Annotated in this window: 18 protein-coding genes, 1 tRNA gene and 1 pseudogene; 16 read left to right on the top strand and 4 right to left on the bottom strand. The window is 39.0% G+C overall.

Annotated features, from left to right (window positions below; translation table 11 throughout):
• Positions 1–165: 165 nt before the first annotated feature.
• Positions 166–867 (bottom strand): hypothetical protein, encoded by a 702-nt coding sequence (locus tag HDE70_RS27210; RefSeq protein WP_260159855.1) that lies wholly within the window; start codon positions 865–867, stop codon positions 166–168.
• A 420-nt stretch (positions 868–1,287) separates the two neighbouring features.
• On the opposite strand from HDE70_RS27210, the gene HDE70_RS01300 reads away from it, so the two are divergent.
• From HDE70_RS01300 to HDE70_RS27205, 5 genes and pseudogenes are all read left to right on the top strand, one after another.
• Positions 1,288–1,869 (top strand): DUF4062 domain-containing protein, encoded by a 582-nt coding sequence (locus HDE70_RS01300; protein ID WP_183887555.1) that lies wholly within the window; start codon positions 1,288–1,290, stop codon positions 1,867–1,869.
• Complete coding sequence (locus HDE70_RS01295) at positions 1,866–3,398, top strand: RNA-binding domain-containing protein (protein ID WP_183887553.1); 1,533 nt, start codon at positions 1,866–1,868, stop codon at positions 3,396–3,398. The genes HDE70_RS01300 and HDE70_RS01295 overlap by 4 nt, the downstream gene beginning before the upstream one ends.
• Positions 3,395–3,871: a hypothetical protein gene (locus HDE70_RS01290; protein ID WP_183887551.1), complete on the top strand. Its 477-nt coding sequence runs from the start codon at positions 3,395–3,397 to the stop codon at positions 3,869–3,871. The genes HDE70_RS01295 and HDE70_RS01290 overlap by 4 nt, the downstream gene beginning before the upstream one ends.
• A pseudogene (gene tnpC / locus HDE70_RS01285) lies at positions 3,829–4,806 on the top strand (IS66 family transposase); the annotation flags it as partial. The gene HDE70_RS01290 and the pseudogene tnpC, both read left to right, overlap by 43 nt.
• On the top strand, positions 4,789–4,989 hold the full coding sequence (locus tag HDE70_RS27205) for a transposase domain-containing protein (RefSeq protein ID WP_317617409.1): 201 nt from the start codon (positions 4,789–4,791) through the stop codon (positions 4,987–4,989). The pseudogene tnpC and the gene HDE70_RS27205, both read left to right, overlap by 18 nt.
• 93 nt (positions 4,990–5,082) lie before the next feature.
• On the opposite strand, the gene HDE70_RS01275 is transcribed toward HDE70_RS27205, so the two are convergent.
• Both HDE70_RS01275 and HDE70_RS01270 read right to left on the bottom strand, forming a co-directional pair.
• Positions 5,083–5,493, bottom strand: a complete 411-nt coding sequence (locus tag HDE70_RS01275; RefSeq protein WP_183887545.1) for a hypothetical protein — start codon at positions 5,491–5,493, stop codon at positions 5,083–5,085.
• Between the two features lie 172 nt (positions 5,494–5,665).
• Positions 5,666–5,739: transfer RNA gene (locus HDE70_RS01270), tRNA-Ile, on the bottom strand.
• A gap of 66 nt (positions 5,740–5,805) precedes the next feature.
• Here HDE70_RS01270 and HDE70_RS01265 point away from each other — a divergent pair.
• The 3 genes from HDE70_RS01265 to HDE70_RS01255 all read left to right on the top strand — a co-directional run bounded on the left by HDE70_RS01265 (position 5,806) and on the right by HDE70_RS01255 (position 8,405).
• The gene (locus tag HDE70_RS01265) at positions 5,806–6,444 is read left to right on the top strand and encodes an HAD family hydrolase (RefSeq protein ID WP_183887543.1); all 639 of its coding nucleotides are present in this window, start codon (positions 5,806–5,808) and stop codon (positions 6,442–6,444) included.
• The gene (locus tag HDE70_RS01260) at positions 6,445–6,780 is read left to right on the top strand and encodes a DUF962 domain-containing protein (RefSeq protein WP_260159854.1); all 336 of its coding nucleotides are present in this window, start codon (positions 6,445–6,447) and stop codon (positions 6,778–6,780) included.
• 116 nt (positions 6,781–6,896) lie between these two features.
• Positions 6,897–8,405 carry a catalase gene (locus HDE70_RS01255; protein ID WP_183867858.1) on the top strand — a complete coding sequence of 503 codons (1,509 nt, stop codon included), beginning with the start codon at positions 6,897–6,899 and terminating at the stop codon, positions 8,403–8,405.
• Positions 8,406–8,582: 177 nt separating this feature from the next.
• Here HDE70_RS01255 and HDE70_RS01250 read toward each other — a convergent pair whose 3' ends face one another.
• On the bottom strand, positions 8,583–9,767 hold the full coding sequence (locus tag HDE70_RS01250; protein WP_183887541.1) for a proline dehydrogenase family protein: 1,185 nt from the start codon (positions 9,765–9,767) through the stop codon (positions 8,583–8,585).
• A 95-nt stretch (positions 9,768–9,862) separates the two neighbouring features.
• Between HDE70_RS01250 and HDE70_RS01245 the strand changes: the two genes are divergently transcribed.
• The 8 genes from HDE70_RS01245 to HDE70_RS01210 all read left to right on the top strand — a co-directional run bounded on the left by HDE70_RS01245 (position 9,863) and on the right by HDE70_RS01210 (position 18,588).
• Positions 9,863–10,069 (top strand): RNA-binding S4 domain-containing protein, encoded by a 207-nt coding sequence (locus HDE70_RS01245; protein ID WP_068402357.1) that lies wholly within the window; start codon positions 9,863–9,865, stop codon positions 10,067–10,069.
• A complete protein-coding gene (aroB, locus tag HDE70_RS01240; protein ID WP_183887539.1) occupies positions 10,069–11,136 on the top strand; it encodes a 3-dehydroquinate synthase in 1,068 nt (355 codons plus the stop codon). The genes HDE70_RS01245 and aroB overlap by 1 nt, the downstream gene beginning before the upstream one ends.
• Positions 11,126–12,043 carry a sterol desaturase family protein gene (locus HDE70_RS01235; RefSeq protein ID WP_183887537.1) on the top strand — a complete coding sequence of 306 codons (918 nt, stop codon included), beginning with the start codon at positions 11,126–11,128 and terminating at the stop codon, positions 12,041–12,043. Before aroB ends, HDE70_RS01235 begins: the two co-directional genes overlap by 11 nt.
• 282 nt (positions 12,044–12,325) lie before the next feature.
• Entirely contained in the window at positions 12,326–13,159 is an 834-nt protein-coding gene (locus HDE70_RS01230; protein ID WP_183867862.1) for a prephenate dehydratase, read from the top strand.
• A 58-nt stretch (positions 13,160–13,217) separates the two neighbouring features.
• Positions 13,218–14,357: a chorismate mutase gene (locus HDE70_RS01225; RefSeq protein ID WP_183867863.1), complete on the top strand. Its 1,140-nt coding sequence runs from the start codon at positions 13,218–13,220 to the stop codon at positions 14,355–14,357.
• A 90-nt stretch (positions 14,358–14,447) separates the two neighbouring features.
• Positions 14,448–15,710: a 3-phosphoshikimate 1-carboxyvinyltransferase gene (gene aroA / locus HDE70_RS01220; RefSeq protein WP_183867864.1), complete on the top strand. Its 1,263-nt coding sequence runs from the start codon at positions 14,448–14,450 to the stop codon at positions 15,708–15,710.
• 28 nt (positions 15,711–15,738) lie between these two features.
• Positions 15,739–16,830 (top strand): chorismate synthase, encoded by a 1,092-nt coding sequence (gene aroC, locus HDE70_RS01215; RefSeq protein WP_183887535.1) that lies wholly within the window; start codon positions 15,739–15,741, stop codon positions 16,828–16,830.
• A 165-nt stretch (positions 16,831–16,995) separates the two neighbouring features.
• The gene (locus HDE70_RS01210; RefSeq protein WP_183887533.1) at positions 16,996–18,588 is read left to right on the top strand and encodes a S8/S53 family peptidase; all 1,593 of its coding nucleotides are present in this window, start codon (positions 16,996–16,998) and stop codon (positions 18,586–18,588) included.
• Positions 18,589–18,626: the final 38 nt, after the last annotated feature.

The raw sequence follows: 18,626 nt of genomic DNA, 5'->3' as shown, positions 1-18,626 counted from the left end.
TTGGCTGTCGGGGGTTGCAAAGAATAGTTACTTCTTAACTAAGATTAACAATTAGCCTCAACCTGTCCAAACTACCAGTTCGTAGCCGTTCAAAATAAGTGACGAGTACGATAAATTGAACTAAAAGAAAGATTTTATTTGAACCTATCAGCATTTGTGTTTTTTTTAGTTCCCTTTAAAGTTGAAAAGAACTATACCTATCTGAACATCGGGAGCAGATCCTGACTGTGTTAATCGAGCATTCACCATGGCATCTTTACATTTTTGCCATAATTCTCTATCATATAAAGTTGTTCCTTTTACACCGGGGGTTGCATCTATCACAGTCCCACTTTTGCTAATCTTTATCCTCACTGCAATTTTTCCGGAATTTTGACCATCATCCTGTGGCATAATTAGGTTGGTAAATTTTCTTAATGCTAGTAGTGTTTCTCCAAATCCAGAATCTCCTTCGTCATAATTATTAGAACGAAGATCGCTATTTTCATCCTGCTGTTTATAATGCTTTGGATGCTCCAAAATATCCATCAATAGCAAACTGCCTTTGTTATAAACGTGAAAAGAAAATAGTGATTTAGGGGCAATAGTCACATCATAACCATAAGTTTTTACTAGATTACCTTGCTTGTTAACCTTTGAATTTATAAAGGTTGGGTTGAGAGCAAGTAGAGATTTATTCAAAATATCATAAGAACTTTTACCGCAAATAAAGAAAACCTCATTTTCATAGTCTTTGAACCTCTTTATCACTATGGTGGATTTTTCACCATCACCCTCAAAGATTAAAGTCACCGTACTATCTTGATTTCCTGATTGGGTGAGTTCCCAGCCTTTTCCGGAAATAATTTGATCAGTGACCTTATCCAACGGATAACTAACATATCTAATAAGGGTAGTCAAGTGACAGATTGCGCTTTGACGCTAATTACAGAGACACTAACCAAGATTGAGAATAATATTCTTTTCATTTTGATAATCTATTTAGATGTTCAAATGTAAATAAAACTAGAAGTATTGGTTAACCATTTTATTTATCTAAGATAGATATATGATGGCACGAAGTGAAGCACCACAAAACCCATGAGGGAGAACGTAACGGCTTTAAATCAATCGTTTGATTTTATGAGTTACTTCCAATATGTTTGAGCATTGAAAGTATTTACTATTATTTATTTTCCTTTCTGATTACAACTAACTTACAGGTATTCTTTTATCTTATCTTTGTATTGAACAAATTGTTAAAGACGGAAGAATTGCGAGAGAGATGACATAACGCTACTTCATTTCATGGCTAAAAGAAAGAAAGAAAAAATTAAAATCATGGTAAGCTCGACTGTTTACCATTTCAAATCGGATTTAGAGCAGTTATGTTCAACTTTAATTGGTTTCGGTTATGAGGTCATATGCTCGCACATCGGCACAGTATATCCAGTTCCTGGAAAAACTCCAGAAGAATCATGCCTGGTGGCTGTTGCAGAATGTGATTTCTTTTTTGGTATTATTTTCCCAATGTATGGGTCAGGAATAACCCATAAAGAATTTCAAGAAGCGGTTAGGCTTAATAAGCCTCGTGGCTTCTTAGCACATCATGATGTCGCATTTGCTAAGCAACTTCTTAAAGAGTTTATGTTTGAAGAAAATGGCGATAGAAATGGCTTTAAACTTACAAAAAGAACACCTGTAATGGATGATTTGCTTGTTATAGATATGTATAACATTGCAATTGGTGATGGATTACCTAAGGAACAACGTTTATGGGCTCAGGAATTTCATAAGTACCCATTAGATGGAGCACCTTTTGTAAACAGTCTATTTGGAAATGAAGCTAGGTTTAGAGCTGATTTAGAAAAATTAAAAGGATCAGAATGAAAGACGAACAACTTATCAAAAATATAATTCTTGAAGGGGAACACGAACAACTAGATTTTAAAGAGTCTGTTCAAAAAGAGAATATTGCTAAAGTAATTTGCAGCTTCCTTAATGGTAAAGGAGGGCGGGTGATAATTGGATTGAATAATTCTGGAACTATTAAAGGTATTTCTAATGCTTTAAAAGTTGTAGAAGACCTAAAGGTCTACCTTCTTAATTCAATTATTCCAGAAGCTCCAATCACTATAAATGTTGAATCTCTTGGTCGATCAGAACTTATTATGATTAAAGTTTATGGTGGTTCTAAACAGCCTTACATTTTTGATGGTAATATCTATTACAGAAAAGGTTTAAATACTCAAAAGGCTACTTCAAAAGAGATATCCAAACTTATTCATGGACGCCAAAACTCAGAGTTACACTGGGAGCGTCAGATTACTATTGGAGTGACTGTAAATGATTTGGATCAGAAATTAATTCAATCAACCATTAGGGAATCGAGAGAAAACCACCGTAGCTCATTCCAAGGAGATGACGTTCTAGATTTTCTTGCAAATTATAGCTTATATCAGAATGGATCGTTTACCAACGCATGTGTTGTACTTTTTGGCAAACAGCCTGCTAGATTCTTTCCTCAAATTAGAGTTCGATTAACTGAGTATGTAGATGGAAAAACTGATAATCAACTTTTAAGGGATGAGTTATTAGAAGGCAATCTATTTTTGATTCAATCGAAACTGGAAAAATACATTGGGAATTTAGGAATTAGGAGTGTTTTTGATAAAAATCAGTGGAAACGTGTAGATTTCAAATTTCCTGAAAAAGCACTTCAAGAAGGGATAATTAATGCACTAATGCACAGAGATTACAGCAGTGTGTCAAGTGGAGTTTCTATTAGCATTTATCCCGACAGTGTAGTGATATCAAACAGTGGACATCTTCCCGATGACCTTACTGTAAGATTACTTAAAACAAGTCACAGGTCACATCCTGTTAACCCTGACATTGCCCATATAGTCTTTTTAAGAGGTCTAATTGATAAACTCGGGAGAGGTACATTAAAAGTATTGGAAGAATGTGAAAAAGAAGGCTTAAAAAGCCCCATATGGAAAGATAATGAGGATGGAGTATCACTTACATTTTATGGGCCAAGAGCATTAGCAAGTAAAAGAGGTAATACACCAATTGGATTAGATGATGGTCTAAATGATGGTCTAAATGATGGTCTAAATGATGGTCTAAATGATGGTGTAATACGTGGGGTTAGCAAACTTGTCAATGATGGTGTAGATGATGGTGTAATTGATGGTGTAACTGATGGTGTTATTATAGAAGTTGCAAGACTAACTAAGCTTATTTCTCAAAAGGAAGGAATGAATACTCTTGATATAGCAACAAAAAGAGGTAAGTCTAAGCCTACTGTCGAGAGATATCTTAGAACAGCGAGGGAAGTAGGAATAATTGAATTTAGAGGTGCCCCAAGAACAGGAGGATATTATTTATCTAACAAGATTAAAAACCTAATTTGAGCAAGCTAATTCATCCTTTTGATTCTCCAGATAAAATATTGAACTCGGTTAAATACTTTAAAGGTCTTGATTTAAGTAAACAAGATCCCAAAACGCTGTTTCCGTTAATAAGCAAGACATTTGGTACGATTCCTTTTGAAGGATTGTCCTTAAAAAAGGGAACATCACTGTTTAGAGCTAGAAAGAATTCACAATTAAATGATGAAAAATTTCAAAACTTATCTGATTTATCTATAAGAAATGATCATGACATTAAATCGTTTGGACGTGCAAACACTCCAGGACAAGGAATTTTTTATTGCTCTATTGACAAAGCAATAGCTGCCAGAGAAGTTACGCAATGGCAGCTAAATGATTTGGGAGCATTAGTTAAGAAAGGGGTTAGTTTATCTAACTACCAACCTTTTACACAATTCATGACTATCTCCGAGTGGAAAACGAAGGAAGACCTATTCTTAGTCTTGCACGGCTAACGGCCAAAAAAATCATCCGTTATAAATATCTGCTGCCTACACCTGCAGGTGATCCGGGATTGACCAGCAAGATCATTATTGCGCCGCTACCTGATGAGGTGATCAAAAACTGTATGGCTGATGCCTCTTTTCTGGCTACTTTGATCATCGAAAAATACTGTGATCATTTGCCGGTGTACCGTCAAATGACCCGTTTTGATCGTTCCGGCATCAAGCTGGCACATTCTACCTTACTAGACTGGATCGCAAAAACCTGCACACTGCTACATCCGCTTTACGAAAAACTCAAACAGGAAGTGCTGGACAGCAATTACCTGATGATTGATGAAACCACCATGAAAGTGATGGATAAGAGTAAAAAGGGAACCACTCACCGGGGGTATTTCTGGGCAGCGCAGGCTCCGCCAGCTAATCTGGTATTCTTTGAATATCAGCCTGGGCGTAATCAGGAAGTGCCACAGGCACTGTTATGCAATTTCAAAGGATACCTCCAATCCGATGGGTACGCCTGCTATGAAACGCTCGCTGCAAAAAAGGATATCACTTTGCTGTGCTGCATGGCACATGCAAGGCGTTATTTTCTGGAGGCAGAAAAGAATGATCCAAAAAGGGCAGCCTATGCAATGGATATCTTTACCCGTCTTTATGACATCGAGCGTGAAATCAAATATAAAAGCACCAGTGAACGTAAAGAAGTTAGGCAGGAACTTGCAAAACCGATCTGGACTGGCTTTGACCGTTAGCTGGAAGAAAATGCCGGGCAGTTAAATGAGAAAAGTGCGATCCATAAGGCATTCGCCTACACGATGAAAAGGTATAAGCGCTTAGCGGTATACATGGATAATGGGTTGTTAAATATTGATAACAACCCAATTGAGTCAAGTATCAGACCTATTGCCCTGGGCAGAAAAAACTATATGTTCAGTGGATCACATGATGGCGCACAAAGAAGCGCAATGCTATATTCTTTCATGGGAACCTGCAAATTACACGGGATAAACCCAATGATCTGGATGGTAGACATACTTAAAAAAATCAACCATCATCCGGCAGCAGAAATCCAGGATCTTTTACCCCATAGATGGAAAGAGATGCAGCAAATGGAACCTGTGCTGTAGTGTTAGCTTACATTTAAAGAGCCAATCTGTACAACAACTTTTACCTTTTTTAAGGTTAACTCTGAGGGGTCAATTTGCACAGGTCTTCAGGGGTCATTTTAATTGGTATATCCAGCAAAGGCTATTAACAACGGTGCGAAAATTATTTGCAGAACCATTTCGTTTCTCGGATCTTAACACCGCTATATGTTCTCGGCTGAATGCTATAAAATCAATATTTTTTCCTTTTTTACTCAAATAATCTCTTAGAGCCTCGCAAGAGAGCGAATCTAACTTAATCCCAAGATTACTTATTGTGGACCTGTATTCTAAAAGTTCATCATCGATGACTTTTAGAATAAACTTGTCTTTAATTGTAAAATCTGCTGTCAATTGTTTCTGGGAGAGATAGTGGGTGGTATCGAAGAATTTTCTTTCCTTTTTGTGGTAAACACAAATTTTAACATTAAACGTTCCATCAATCCTAGAGTGATGGGAATAAATTTTAGCACTAACAGTTGCCATAAAAATGGTTGCTTGGCACACAAGTTACGTTACACTTTTGCGTGCAGTTAAACAAAAACCCTTGTTGAACCTGACTTATGGACGAAGCCAAAACCAGTGCTGAAGGCTAAAAACACCTACGTTTAGAAACAAAAAAGCCGTTTCTATTGCATAGAAACGGCTTTTTAAGCAGTGGGCCATGATGGGCTCGAACCATCGACCAAAAGATTATGAGTCTTCTACTCTAACCAGCTGAGCTAATGGCCCGCGTAAAATCTATTAGATTTTGCGAGTGCAATGTTACATATTTGTATCGAATTTTAAAAATACTTTATGCAAAAAATTAAGAATATAATCTTCGATTACGGAAATGTCATCTTTGAAATTGACTTTAGAATCACACAAAACTCTCTGGCACAAATAGGTATACCAAATATAGAAACATTTTTCGGGCATTCAGGTCATCATAAAATATTTAATGAATTAGAGACCGGAGCCATCACTCCTGCTCAATTTAGAGACGGAATCAGAGAAATTGCACAAAATTCAGCATTAACAGACCAGCAAATTGATGCCGCATGGAACAGTTTATTGATCGGTGTGCTCCCTGAAACCCACAAAGTATTACTGGAAGCAAAGAAAAACTACCGGACTTTTCTTTTGAGCAATACCAACCAGATCCATTATGACTACATCATGGATTATCTCCAAAAAGAACATAATGTGCCCAACAATGATCACCTGTTTGAGAAAGCCTATTACTCTCAACTGATGAAATTCCGTAAACCACACGTAGAAATATTTGAACAGGTTATTCAGGAAAACAATCTTAATCCCGCAGAGACGTTATTTATAGACGATACCCCCGGTCATCTGGAAGGTGCGAAGAAAGCAGGATTACAAACCTTACTCATGACAGAAAAACCAGAAAACCTTGGTGCATTCTTAAAAAGTAATGGTATATTAATATAGATGAACAATAATCAACAAATGCCCGATCATAAATACAAAACATTAAAAGAGTTTTACCCATTTTACCTGCAAGAACATCAGAATACCACAAACAGAGTATTACACTTTATAGGAACAGCGCTTATCGGCCTCTGCTTTATTACAGCCATGCTTTTCCACGCCTTTGTCTTCTTCGCATTGATACCAGTTGTCGGCTACGGCTTTGCGTGGGCAGGACACTTCTTTTTTGAGAAAAATAAACCCGCCACCTTTAAGTACCCATTATTTAGCCTGGCAAGTGATTTTTTATTATTCGGTGATTTAATGATGGGCAGACAGCCCTTCAAAGTTAAATAGCTGATATTGATAATACTTATAAACCTTAATAGATAAACTCTATATCAGTATAGAAATTAGGTGTTGGGATACCGTAACAATACTAGCTACTTTTAGCCAGGTAAAACGAAATAACCATGGAAGAAACGAACAAACCAACGCGCAAATTAACTACCGCATCCGGCAGACCTTATGCTGAACATGAAAATAGTCAGTCTGTAGGCAGAAGAGGCCCTTTATTATTACAAGACTTTGTCTTACATGAAAAAATGGCCCACTTTAACCGGGAACGTATCCCCGAAAGAGTGGTACATGCCAAAGGAACAGGTGCATATGGTACATTGACGATCACCCATGATATATCAAAGTATACAAAAGCAAAGATTTTCAATCAGATTGGCAATACCTGTAAAATGTTTTTACGCTTCTCTACCGTAGGTGGCGAAAAAGGAAGTGCTGACTCTGAAAGAGATCCACGCGGCTTTGCCCTTAAATTTTACACAGAAGATGGTAACTGGGATTTAGTAGGCAATAATACGCCTGTCTTCTTTATCAAAGACCCGAAAAAATTCAGTGACTTCATTCATACCCAGAAACGCGAACCAAGAACTAACCTGAAAAGCCCGACAATGATGTGGGATTTCTGGTCATTGAACCCTGAAAGCCTTCACCAGGTCATGATCCTGATGTCTGACAGAGGTACACCGTTCTCTTATCGCCATATGGATGGATTTGGCAGCCATACGTATTCGATGATCAATGCAGATAACGAACGTGTATGGGTTAAATTCCATTTTAAAACACAACAGGGAATTAAAAACTTTACAGGCCCTGAAGCTGATGCGATGCGTACACAGGATATGGATCACTCGCAACGTGATTTAGTAGAAGCAATTGACAACAAAGAATTCCCAAAATGGACAATGAAAATCCAGGTGATGACAGAAGAAGAGGCAAAAACCTTCAGATGGAACCCATTCGATCTTTCTAAAGTATGGCCGCACGGTGAATTTCCATTGATAGAAGTAGGTGAAATTGAATTGAATCAAGTTCCAAGAAATTATTTCGCCCATGTAGAACAGGCAGCTTTTGCTCCTTCTAACCTGGTTGACGGAATTGGTTTCTCTCCTGATAAGATGCTGCAAGGCCGTATATTATCTTACGCAGATGCACACCGTCATCGTTTAGGCGTAAATTATGAGCAGATCCCTGTAAATGCATGCCCTTTCATGGTCAATAACTATCACCGTGACGGACAGATGCGTGTAGATGATAACGGAAATGAAGAGCCTAATTACTATCCAAACAGCTTTGGTGATGTAATTCCTGATGAAAGTTATAAAGAACCAGCTTGGGAATTAGAATCTAACGTGGCAGATTGGTTTGATAGAAACGAAGGCCCTGGTGATAATGATCATTACACACAACCGGGTGATTTATACCGTAAAGTAATGAGTGATGCAGATCGTAAAAATTTAATCAGCAATATTGTTGGCGCGATGAGCGGTATTAGCGGCCCCAGAAGAGATCAAATCATCAACCTGCAACTTTGCCATTGGTTCAGAGCTGATATAGGTTTAGGGATGGCGATTGCAAGCGGATTAGGCATTGACGCTAGTCAAGCTATGCAACAACAAAAGCATTAAGCAAAAAAATACCCCCAAAACACACCAATTATTCCAAACCCCTGTTTACTTCACGTGAGCAGGGGTTTTTAGTGTTTGAAGAATTCTTGTTAACACCCTATTCAGACTACTACCCTTTAACAACAAAACCGCCTTATAAATTAATACAAGACGGTTTTTAATGATGATTTAAGGAAATTACCCGTTTCTTCTTTGCTTTTCTCTCGCAATCAAACCAAGTTCTCTGCTGGTTTGTCCGGCAACAGAGGTATTTTCTTGTGCACGTCTGAATAAATACGGCATAACGGCTTTAACTGGCCCGTAAGGAACATATTTAGCTACATTATATCCTGCATCAGATAAATTGAAACTCAGGTTATCACTCATTCCCAATAACTGGGCGAAATAAACATGCGGGTGACTATGGCTAATTTGGTTGGTATCCAGCAACTCTGCTAATAATTTACAACTATCCTCGTTGTGCGTACCACAAACCACACCAATCTGCTCAACATGATCTGCGCAGTAAGTAATAGCTGCGTTATAATCTCTGTCTGTAGTTTCTTTATCTGGCTGAATCGGAGAAGGATAACCTCTTTCGGCTGCTCTTTTACGTTCTTTTTCCATATAAGCACCACGAACAATTTTAGCACCTAAAATAAATCCTGCTTCATTAGCTACCAGATGATCAGCTTTTAAATGTGCAAGTTTATCATGACGATATAACTGATAAGTATTGTAAACGATCAGTTTCTCTTTATTGAATAAGATCATCATATCTAAAGCTAATGCATCGATCGTGTCCTGAATCCAGGTTTCTTCTGCATCAATCATGACAGGCACATTTTTTTCAAATGCTGTCCTGCAAATTCGCTCACAACGACGTTTCACTTTTTCAAATTCGGCTTTCTCTTCTGCTGAAAGCTCGGCTTTAGCATCTAATTTCTCCAGTAAAGCGAAACGACCGATACCTGTCACTTTAAACACAGTAATTGGTACACGTTTGTCTCCCGCAGCCCGGTCGATCGTTCTGATAATCTCTGCACAGGTAAAATCAAATACGTGTTCCTCTTCTTCTCCCTCTACAGAATAATCTAAGATTGTACCTACTTTTCCCTCCGCCAGCAAACCGATAGTACGCTCACACTCTGCAATGGTCTCTCCTCCGCAAAACTGCTTGAAGATGGTAGATTTGATAATACCCTGAATCGGTAAGCCGATGTTTAAAAATAAATTTGTCACAGGCGGGCCCACCTGGGTCAAAAAATTGCTACTCATTATTTTGAATAACCAGTAAGCGCTGTTTAGTTCTGATTTCGATTTATTACGAAAAGCTATCTCCGTATTGTCAAAATTTAGTTTTTTCCCTGGGGATACTTGCATTTGGATTGATGTATTAGTCAAACGGACGCAAAAATATAAATTCCGGGACTATCATTTGCAAAACCCTTTATAAATAATTGTAAATTTGCAGTACAATGATAGAATTTAAATTAGAAGGCGAATTTATTCCCCTTATTTCTTTGCTAAAAGCTACCGGACTTGTTCAAAGTGGCGGCGAAGCGCAAACAGTAGTAGAAGATGGTCTGGTGAAGTATAACGGCAATGTGGATTACCGGAAGCGTTTAAAAGTACGTATTGGTGATGTTGTTGATTTTATGGGTAACCAAATTAAAATAGTATAATGAATAAACTGGAAAGTGCTGGTCACAATATATATTTTGATACCAGGTTAGCACCCTTAGCAGAAATCATCGAAAACGGAAAGTACAGCAATATATTTGTTTTCGCAGACCGGAATACAGCCGAACTTTGTTTGCCTGTATTCAGAGAGATGCTGGATGATTTTAGTGGATTTGACCTGATCGAGACTGATCCGGGAGAAGAGAACAAAAACATTGATTTTTGTATCGGTATCTGGAAAACTTTACTCGATTTTGGCGCAGACCGAAAATGCCTGGTTATTAACCTTGGTGGTGGTGTGATTACGGATATGGGTGGTTTTGTAGCCTCTACGTACAAACGCGGGGTAGATTTTATCAATATCCCTACGACATTGCTTTCGCAGGTTGACGCTTCTGTTGGTGGAAAAACTGGTATTGACATCGATAACGTAAAAAACATGGTCGGTACTTTCAGTTTACCACAAGCCGTATTTATTGAAGCAGAATTTTTGAAGACATTACCACAAAGGGAATTGCTTTCAGGATTCGCGGAAATGATTAAACACGGATTAATTGTAGATCAGGAATACTATCATCAGTTAAAGGCTGCTGACTATAAAAACATAACAACCGCGGCTATACACCGTTCGGTAGAGATCAAAAACGAGGTCGTAACCGCTGATCCGCAGGAAAAGGGCTTACGCAAGATCTTAAACTTTGGTCATACCATCGGTCATGCTGTAGAGAGCTATTCTTTGAGCAAAGATAAAAAGCCATTAACTCATGGAGAGGCAATTGCTATCGGAATGATATGTGAAGCTTATCTTTCTCATAAAAACAGTACCCTTACCGCAGAAGAACTGGAAGAAATACGTCAGTATATTTCCAAAGTATACCCTGCTTATAAAATTAAAGAAAAATCGTTCGCCCAACTTTCTGTATTAATGCAGAGCGATAAGAAAAATGAACATGGTAATGTGCTGTTTTCATTATTGCAAAGCATTGGAAAATGTACTTACAACTGTAGAGTTTCAGAAAGCGACATCGTCGAAAGTTTGGAATATTACAATTTAACTTATGCTAAATGATCCTAGAAATATAACGCTCTCCCTCTTGTTCGGCCTGCTGATTGTTATTTCCATTGTGGAAATGTACATCAGTTACATGCACGACAGGAAGTTATATGCTAAAAGAGATACGTGGACAAACGTATACCTGATGGGCCTGGCCTTTTTAATCAATATATCGACTAAAACTGCTACGTTCTTTTTACTGAATTACTGTTATCAGTTCCGCCTGTTCGAAATCAAAAATATTTTCGTTTACTGGGTAGTGCTGGTACTTGCACAAGACCTGTTGTATTGGGTATTACATACTTCAGGTCATTATATCAGGTTTTTCTGGGCGATGCATGTGACACATCATTCCTCACCCCTGTTTAACCTGACCACAGGATTCCGGTCTACAGTTTTTGAGCCGCTATACCGGGTATTCTTTTATTTGCCGCTGGCATTTATGGGTTTCTCGGCGATAGACATCCTTTTTGCCTACCTGGTTACGCAATTGTATGGAAATATGGTGCATACACAGGCGGTCGGAAAATTACATCCGATCCTGGAATACTTCCTGGTTACCCCGTCTCACCACAGGGTACATCATGCCAGTAATATCCGCTATCTGGATAAAAACATGGGTATGGTGCTGATTATCTGGGACAGGATGTTCGGAACTTTTCAGGAAGAACTTCCTGAAGATAAGGTTGTTTATGGTTTAACACATCAGCCTGAAGATACCGGGCCTGTGAATATTGTCTTTCATGAATTTAAAGCCATGACAGCAGATGTGAAACGAGCACCGGGCTTTAAAAACAAACTTGGTTACGTATTTAATCCTCCGGGATGGAGCCATGATGGCAGTACGCAGATCGCAAAAGTGATGCAACAAGAGTTAAAAGAGGCTGAGCAGCGGGAGAAATTGCCGATTCAACAGCATTAGGACACCATTAATAATTTTTTTTAAATTAAATTTGACAAATTAAATTTTGTTGCTACATTTGAAAAAACAAAGATTAAAAATAAAGGATTCTTTTTTCAGAGTCCACCAAAGAAAAAAATGAGAAACATCACTACATATTGGTTTAGCTACTTCTACTATTTTAGTAAGAGCCGGGACTGATATGCAATCAAAAAAATCAACATAAATTGTATATGAAAAGTCCCGGCATCCTGCCGGGACTTTTTTTGTTTAAAGCAAAAATTAACGCAGGAGATTATAAAAATGAAAAAAGTAACAAGAGTAGCAATACAAGGTATTAAAGCCTCCTTTCATGAAGAAGCTGCTTTCAAATTCTTTGGTAATGACATTAAAACTGTCGAATGCAATTCCTTTAAACAAACATGCGAAGTGCTTGAAGCACGGGAAGTTGACTATGTAGTGATGGCTATTGAAAACTCTATCGCCGGTAGCCTTTTACCAAACTACACGCTGATCAGAGAATATAATTTTGCAGTGACCGGAGAGGTTTACCTTCCGATACAACTGCACTTAATGGCCCTGCCGGGAGTGAAATTGGAAGACGTAAAATACGTAACCTCTCACCCTATTGCTATTCGTCAGTGCATTGATTTCTTTGACGAATTTCCACACCTTAAAGTAGTGGAAAGTGTAGATACAGCTGCTTGCGCCAAAAAAATCAGAGATGAGCAATTAACTGATACTGTTGCGATTGCAAATACACTGGCTGCCGAACTTTATGGCCTGAATATTATAGAAAGAAGAATTGAATCGAATAAAAAGAATTACACCCGTTTCCTGATCCTTCAAAACGATAAAACTGAAGATTTGACTGAAATTAATAAATCCTCCATCTGTTTCCAGGTTGGTAACCATGTAGGGGCACTTTCCAAAGTGCTGAATATATTCGCAGAACAAAGTGTGAATTTAAGCAAGATCCAGTCTATGCCTGTTTTAGGTAAAAGGAGTGAGTATTATTTCTATGTCGATATGGAATGGACAGACAGCGAAAAATATGACGTCGCTATCCGTAAAGCACTGAAATACACAGTAAACTTTAATATAATGGGCGAATATCTAAAGAACGATATCGTTTAACAACTCACAAATCAGCATTTAAAATATTTAACACATACCACATTAAATCCCCCTCATCATGAAATTAAACTTAAACATTCAGCCATTATCGAGCTGGATCAACGTCAAAAACGAGCCGCTTATCATCTCTGGACCATGTAGTGCAGAAACTGAAGATCAATTGTTATCTACTGCACATTTATTAGCGGCAACTGGTAAAGTGTCTGTATTAAGAGCTGGTATCTGGAAACCACGTACCCGTCCGGGAGAATTCGAAGGAATTGGAAGTATCGGTTTAGAATGGTTGAAAAAAGCTAAAGCTGAAACCGGATTACCTACAGCTGTAGAAGTAGCAAACGCTAAACATGTGGAAGAAGCATTGGCAGCTGGCGTAGATATCTTATGGATCGGCGCAAGATCAACGGCTAACCCTTTCACAGTACAGGAAATTGCCGATGCTTTAAAAGGTGTTGACATCCCTGTATTAATTAAAAACCCTGTAAATCCTGATATCTCTTTATGGATTGGTGCTTTAGAGCGTATCAACAATGCAGGTATCACTAAATTAGGTGCAATTCACCGTGGTTTCTCTTCTTACGAGAAAAGCTCTTTCCGTAACGAACCAATGTGGGAACTTGCGATTCAGTTGAAAACGCTTTGCCCTGAATTGCCAATTATCAATGACCCTTCTCATATCTGTGGAAATCGCGAACTGATCCCTTACATCTCTCAAAAAGCATTAGATCTCGATATGCAAGGATTAATGATTGAGTCACATATTGACCCTTCTGTAGCATGGACTGATGCAAAACAACAAGTTACGCCTGCTGCTTTGGAAGAACTGGTCGCTAAATTAAGTTTACGTGATCCAGAATCCAACAACGAAGCTTTTGCTGATAAATTAGCTGAATTACGTAAGCAAATCGATAAAATCGATGATGTTTTACTTCAGAAATTAAGTGAGCGTATGACTATCGTTGAAAAAATCGGTCAGTATAAAAGAGATAGCAAAGTAACCATCTTACAAGTTAACCGTTGGGATGAAATCCTTAAAAAAGGAACTGCTTTTGCTAAAGCACTTAAATTAGACCTTGGTTTTACAGAGAAATTCTTAGAATTAGTTCACGGTGAGTCTATCAGAAAACAAACTGCAATCATGAACGAAGGCAAAACTGAAGAAGAAATCGTTGAAGCTACTGCCGCTGCTGCAAAACATTAATCAGCTGAATTTTCAAAAGCTTTTCTTAGTCGCAGATTAGGAAAAGCTACCGAAAATTCTGAATACAGAATATTAACACGAAATGCTCCAATGAAGAAGAATGCACTTGTTTCCTTTAAGGGACAAAAAGATATCCAGGCTACGATAAACCTCACGGGTTCAAAAAGTGAGAGCAACAGGGCATTAATCATTGCTGCAATCAGTAAAGGCTTAGTTAAGGTGAATAACCTTTCTGATGCTGCTGATACGGTGACTTTGAACAGAATTTTGACGGAGCTGAATACAACTGAACCTGAAGGAAGAAGAACGGTAGATGTTGGCCACGCCGGCACTGCAATGCGCTTTTTAACGGCTTATTTGTCTACAATTCCGCAGCAATTTTTGCTTACAGGCTCTGCCAGAATGCAGGAACGCCCGATTGGTATCTTAGTAGACGCTTTAAAAAGTCTGGGTGCGGATATCACTTATGCTAAAAATGAGGGCTTCCCCCCTTTGTCAATCAACGGAGGTTTAAATAATGTGCGTGCCGAGGTTTCTATCAAAGGAAATGTAAGCAGTCAGTATTTATCAGCCTTGCTGATTATTGCACCAAAATTACTTGCTGGCCTTTCGCTGAATATCGAGGGTGGATTAACTTCCAGACCTTATGTTGAAATGACGCTGGCTTTATTAGCTTCAGCAGGGGTTTCACATAGCTGGAAGGGCGATAATATTTATATAGGCCCGCAACAATACCAGGCGGCAACACTAACTGTAGAACCTGACTGGAGCGCTGCATCTTACTGGTACAGCATTGCTGCACTGGCAGATCAGGCAGCTATTGAACTGCCTAACCTGAAAGAGGAAAGCTTGCAGGGAGACAGTAAAATCCAGGAAATCATGGTTGGCCTTGGTGTAAATACACAAAGAACGGCAGATGGTATAGCTTTAAAGGCTACTCAAAACGAACCACAAACTACAGCGGTCCTAAACTTAAAAGACTGTCCCGATCTGGCGCAGACTATCATTGTTTGTGCTGCTGCTAAGGGATTAAACCTTGCTTTTACTGGCCTGGAAACGCTTAAAATTAAAGAAACGAACAGGATTCTGGCTTTACAGAATGAACTGGCCAAAATTGGCGTTACTTTAAATGAAGATAATGAGGTGTATACCTTAAACTGTGAAGGCTTAAACTTCCCGGAAAAGGTAACTTTCGCAACTTATGATGATCACCGGATGGCGATGGCATTTGCGCCGTTAAGTTTGCTGATTAAAGAAGTAGAGATTGAAGATTTTCAGGTGGTAGAGAAGTCCTATCCTGATTTCTGGAAACATTTGGAAAAAGCAGGTTTCACAGTTCAGGAATTAGCCTGATAGAATAGTTTAAAAAAAAATTAAAAATATGGCAGGTAATACCTTCGGACACTTATTCAGGATTTCAACTTTTGGAGAATCACATGGCGAGGCTATTGGCGTTATCGTAGATGGCTGTCCTGCTGGATTGCCTATTGATCTGGAATTTATTCAGTCAGAATTGGATAAACGCCGTCCAGGACAATCAAAGATAACTACACAGCGTAAAGAGAGCGATACGGTAAAAATTTTATCGGGTATTTTCGAAGGACAAAGTACCGGTACGCCCATTGCGCTTTTAATTCCGAATGAGGACCACCGTTCCAAAGACTATGAGCACAATAAGACTGTTTATCGTCCTTCGCATGCTGATTATACTTATGACGCCAAATATGGTATCCGTGATCACCGCGGAGGTGGACGTTCTTCTGCAAGGGAAACAGCTGCCCGTGTAGCAGCAGGTGCTATTGCCAAGCTATTACTTCAACATTACGGAATTGGTATTTTTGCGCATGTCTCTGCTGTAGGTACTATCAATGCACCTAATTTAGCAGCATTGCCGATTGCTGAATTACTGGCACAGCGCGAAGAAAATATCGTGCGCTGCGCAGATCCGGCAACTGCCAATGAGATGATTGAGTTTATTGACAGCGTCAGAAAAGATGGTGACACGGTTGGCGGAAAAATCAGCTGTATCATTCACAATTGCCCTCCGGGATTAGGAGAGCCGGTTTTTGATAAGCTGCATGCCGATTTGGGTAAAGCAATGTTAAGCATCAATGCGGTACATGGTTTTGAATATGGCTCAGGATTTTCAGGAAGTGAGATGAGGGGATCAGCACACAATGATATCTTCCTGACTGACGGGGCACATGCACCAAAAACATTAACTAATTTCTCTGGTGGTATACAAGGAGGAATTTCTAACGGAATGGAAATCAACTTTACAGTAGCTTTTAAACCTGTAGCAACCATTATGCATAACCAGCAAACGGTAAATGCTGCTGGTGAGGCCGCAGAGATTAAAGGAAAAGGCAGACACGATCCTTGTGTTGTGCCAAGAGCAGTTGTAATCGTTGAGGCGATGGCAGCTTTAGTGCTTGCCGACCAGTTATTAAGAAATAAATCGAGCAGGTTATAAGTTAAAAACCTGTTTATCCGGACGCCCTGTTATCTAAAAAATAACAGGGCGTTTTTTTTGTGTTAAATCTTTCACTAAAACTATCCTAATTTAAATTAAATGATTAATTATTTCTACTTTACATACATCTATTGAATACCATCTAACCTATAAAAACAATTTACTATGAAAAACAAAAACAGCGTGGCAATTTTATGCGCCACATTTTTAGTCGTTTTGGTATCCTGTCGTAAGGATAACCTGACCAACAACAGTCAGGATGCGCTCCACCCAAAAGACAAACTTTATTCCGTACAGGAAATTAATGCCGTAATCCAGTCCAGTTTACAGAAAACCGGCGATTTTAAATGGAATGAACAGAGTGATGAACTGTTATACAGCGCAGTGATCCACGGGGATAGCCTGCTGTCTGTGGGTTATGGAAATCCACAATCGTCCAATACGGTTACAGAGAGTTTTAATACTGAAGCGCAAATGGCAAACATCAGTGTATCAGAAGCAAAGAAAGCGGGAGTAAATATTGATGGCATCAAAAGCGGCATTTTACAGCAGGTAAAGACCGCTGAGGCCAAAGAGAACGTTCTGCAATATGAAAGCCCTGTACTGACCAATATGGTGGTTAAAATAGGGAATTTAAGTACGCTTCAGGAGTTACGCAAATCTAAGGCCATCCGTTATGTGGAACCTGCTGATTATAACAGGTTCCTGTTAAAAAGCAGATCAACTATTGCCACAGAAAGTCTGAGCTCTGGTGGCGGAGATCCTGCTGAACTTCCGGGCTGGTTTATTCAGGGCAGCGGTGAACCTTTAATCCCTAAAAGTTATGGAGATCAGAAAATCCCTGATGCGTGGAAAGTAAGTACTGGAAAAGGTATCACTATTGGCCTAATTGATAACGGGATTTATCAATCTCAAACTGCATTCAGCTCTCAGGAGTTTGGTGCAGGAAGAACGATTACACTTTTTGGTACATTTAAAGGAAATTCCAGTTCAAATGATGGGGTATATGCGAACAAAGACGATATGAGTGCTGATCATGGTACGGGTATGGCTTCTTTAATTGCTGCGCCTAAAAAAGTAAACCTGCCTGTTGGGATTGCTTATAATTGTAATCTGGTCAGCTACAGAGGAACTGATTTTGTGGCTTTATGGAGTTCTAAACAGCAACAAGGTGTAGCCAGCGCCTTAACCAAATTAGCTGATGATAATAATGTAAAGGTTATTTCGATGTCCAATGGCTGGATCTTCAATGTATCGGTTTTAGCTGATGCAGTGAAATATGCTAAAAGTAAGGGCAAATTGATCTTTGCTGCTGCCGGAACCTCTATTAAACCAATTGATTTAGGTTTCTTCGTGATTGATATCCCTAAAAGTGTGGGAGTTATATTTCCCGCTTCTATGAGCGAAACAGTTGCGGTTACAGGTACTGATTACAGTACATCAGGAAGCCTGGTGAGTTGTAAAGAGTGTCATGAAGGTGATAAGGTTTATTTTACAACCACTACGGCAACTTCAGCAGGCGTAAATAACGCGGTAGCAGTTTATCATGATACACCAGGTAAATATGGTTTCTCAGGATCTTCTTCGGCAGCTACAGCAATTAATGCTGGTATCGCTGCACTGGTTTGGTCCGCGCATCCATCATGGAATGATAAGCAGGTACTACAAAGAATGGTAGAATCTGCCAAGTTATATCCAAATAAAGATTCAAAACTAGGCTATGGCCCTATTAATGTTTTAAAGGCTGTTCAGCCTTAGAAAAGGCTATAAACAACAAAGCCTGGTTCCTCAACGGA

This window comes from Pedobacter cryoconitis (assembly GCF_014200595.1).
GTDB classification, from domain to species: domain Bacteria; phylum Bacteroidota; class Bacteroidia; order Sphingobacteriales; family Sphingobacteriaceae; genus Pedobacter; species Pedobacter cryoconitis_C.
Note: the sequence above shows the minus strand (reverse complement) of the source record. Positions and strands in the feature narration are given on the sequence as shown.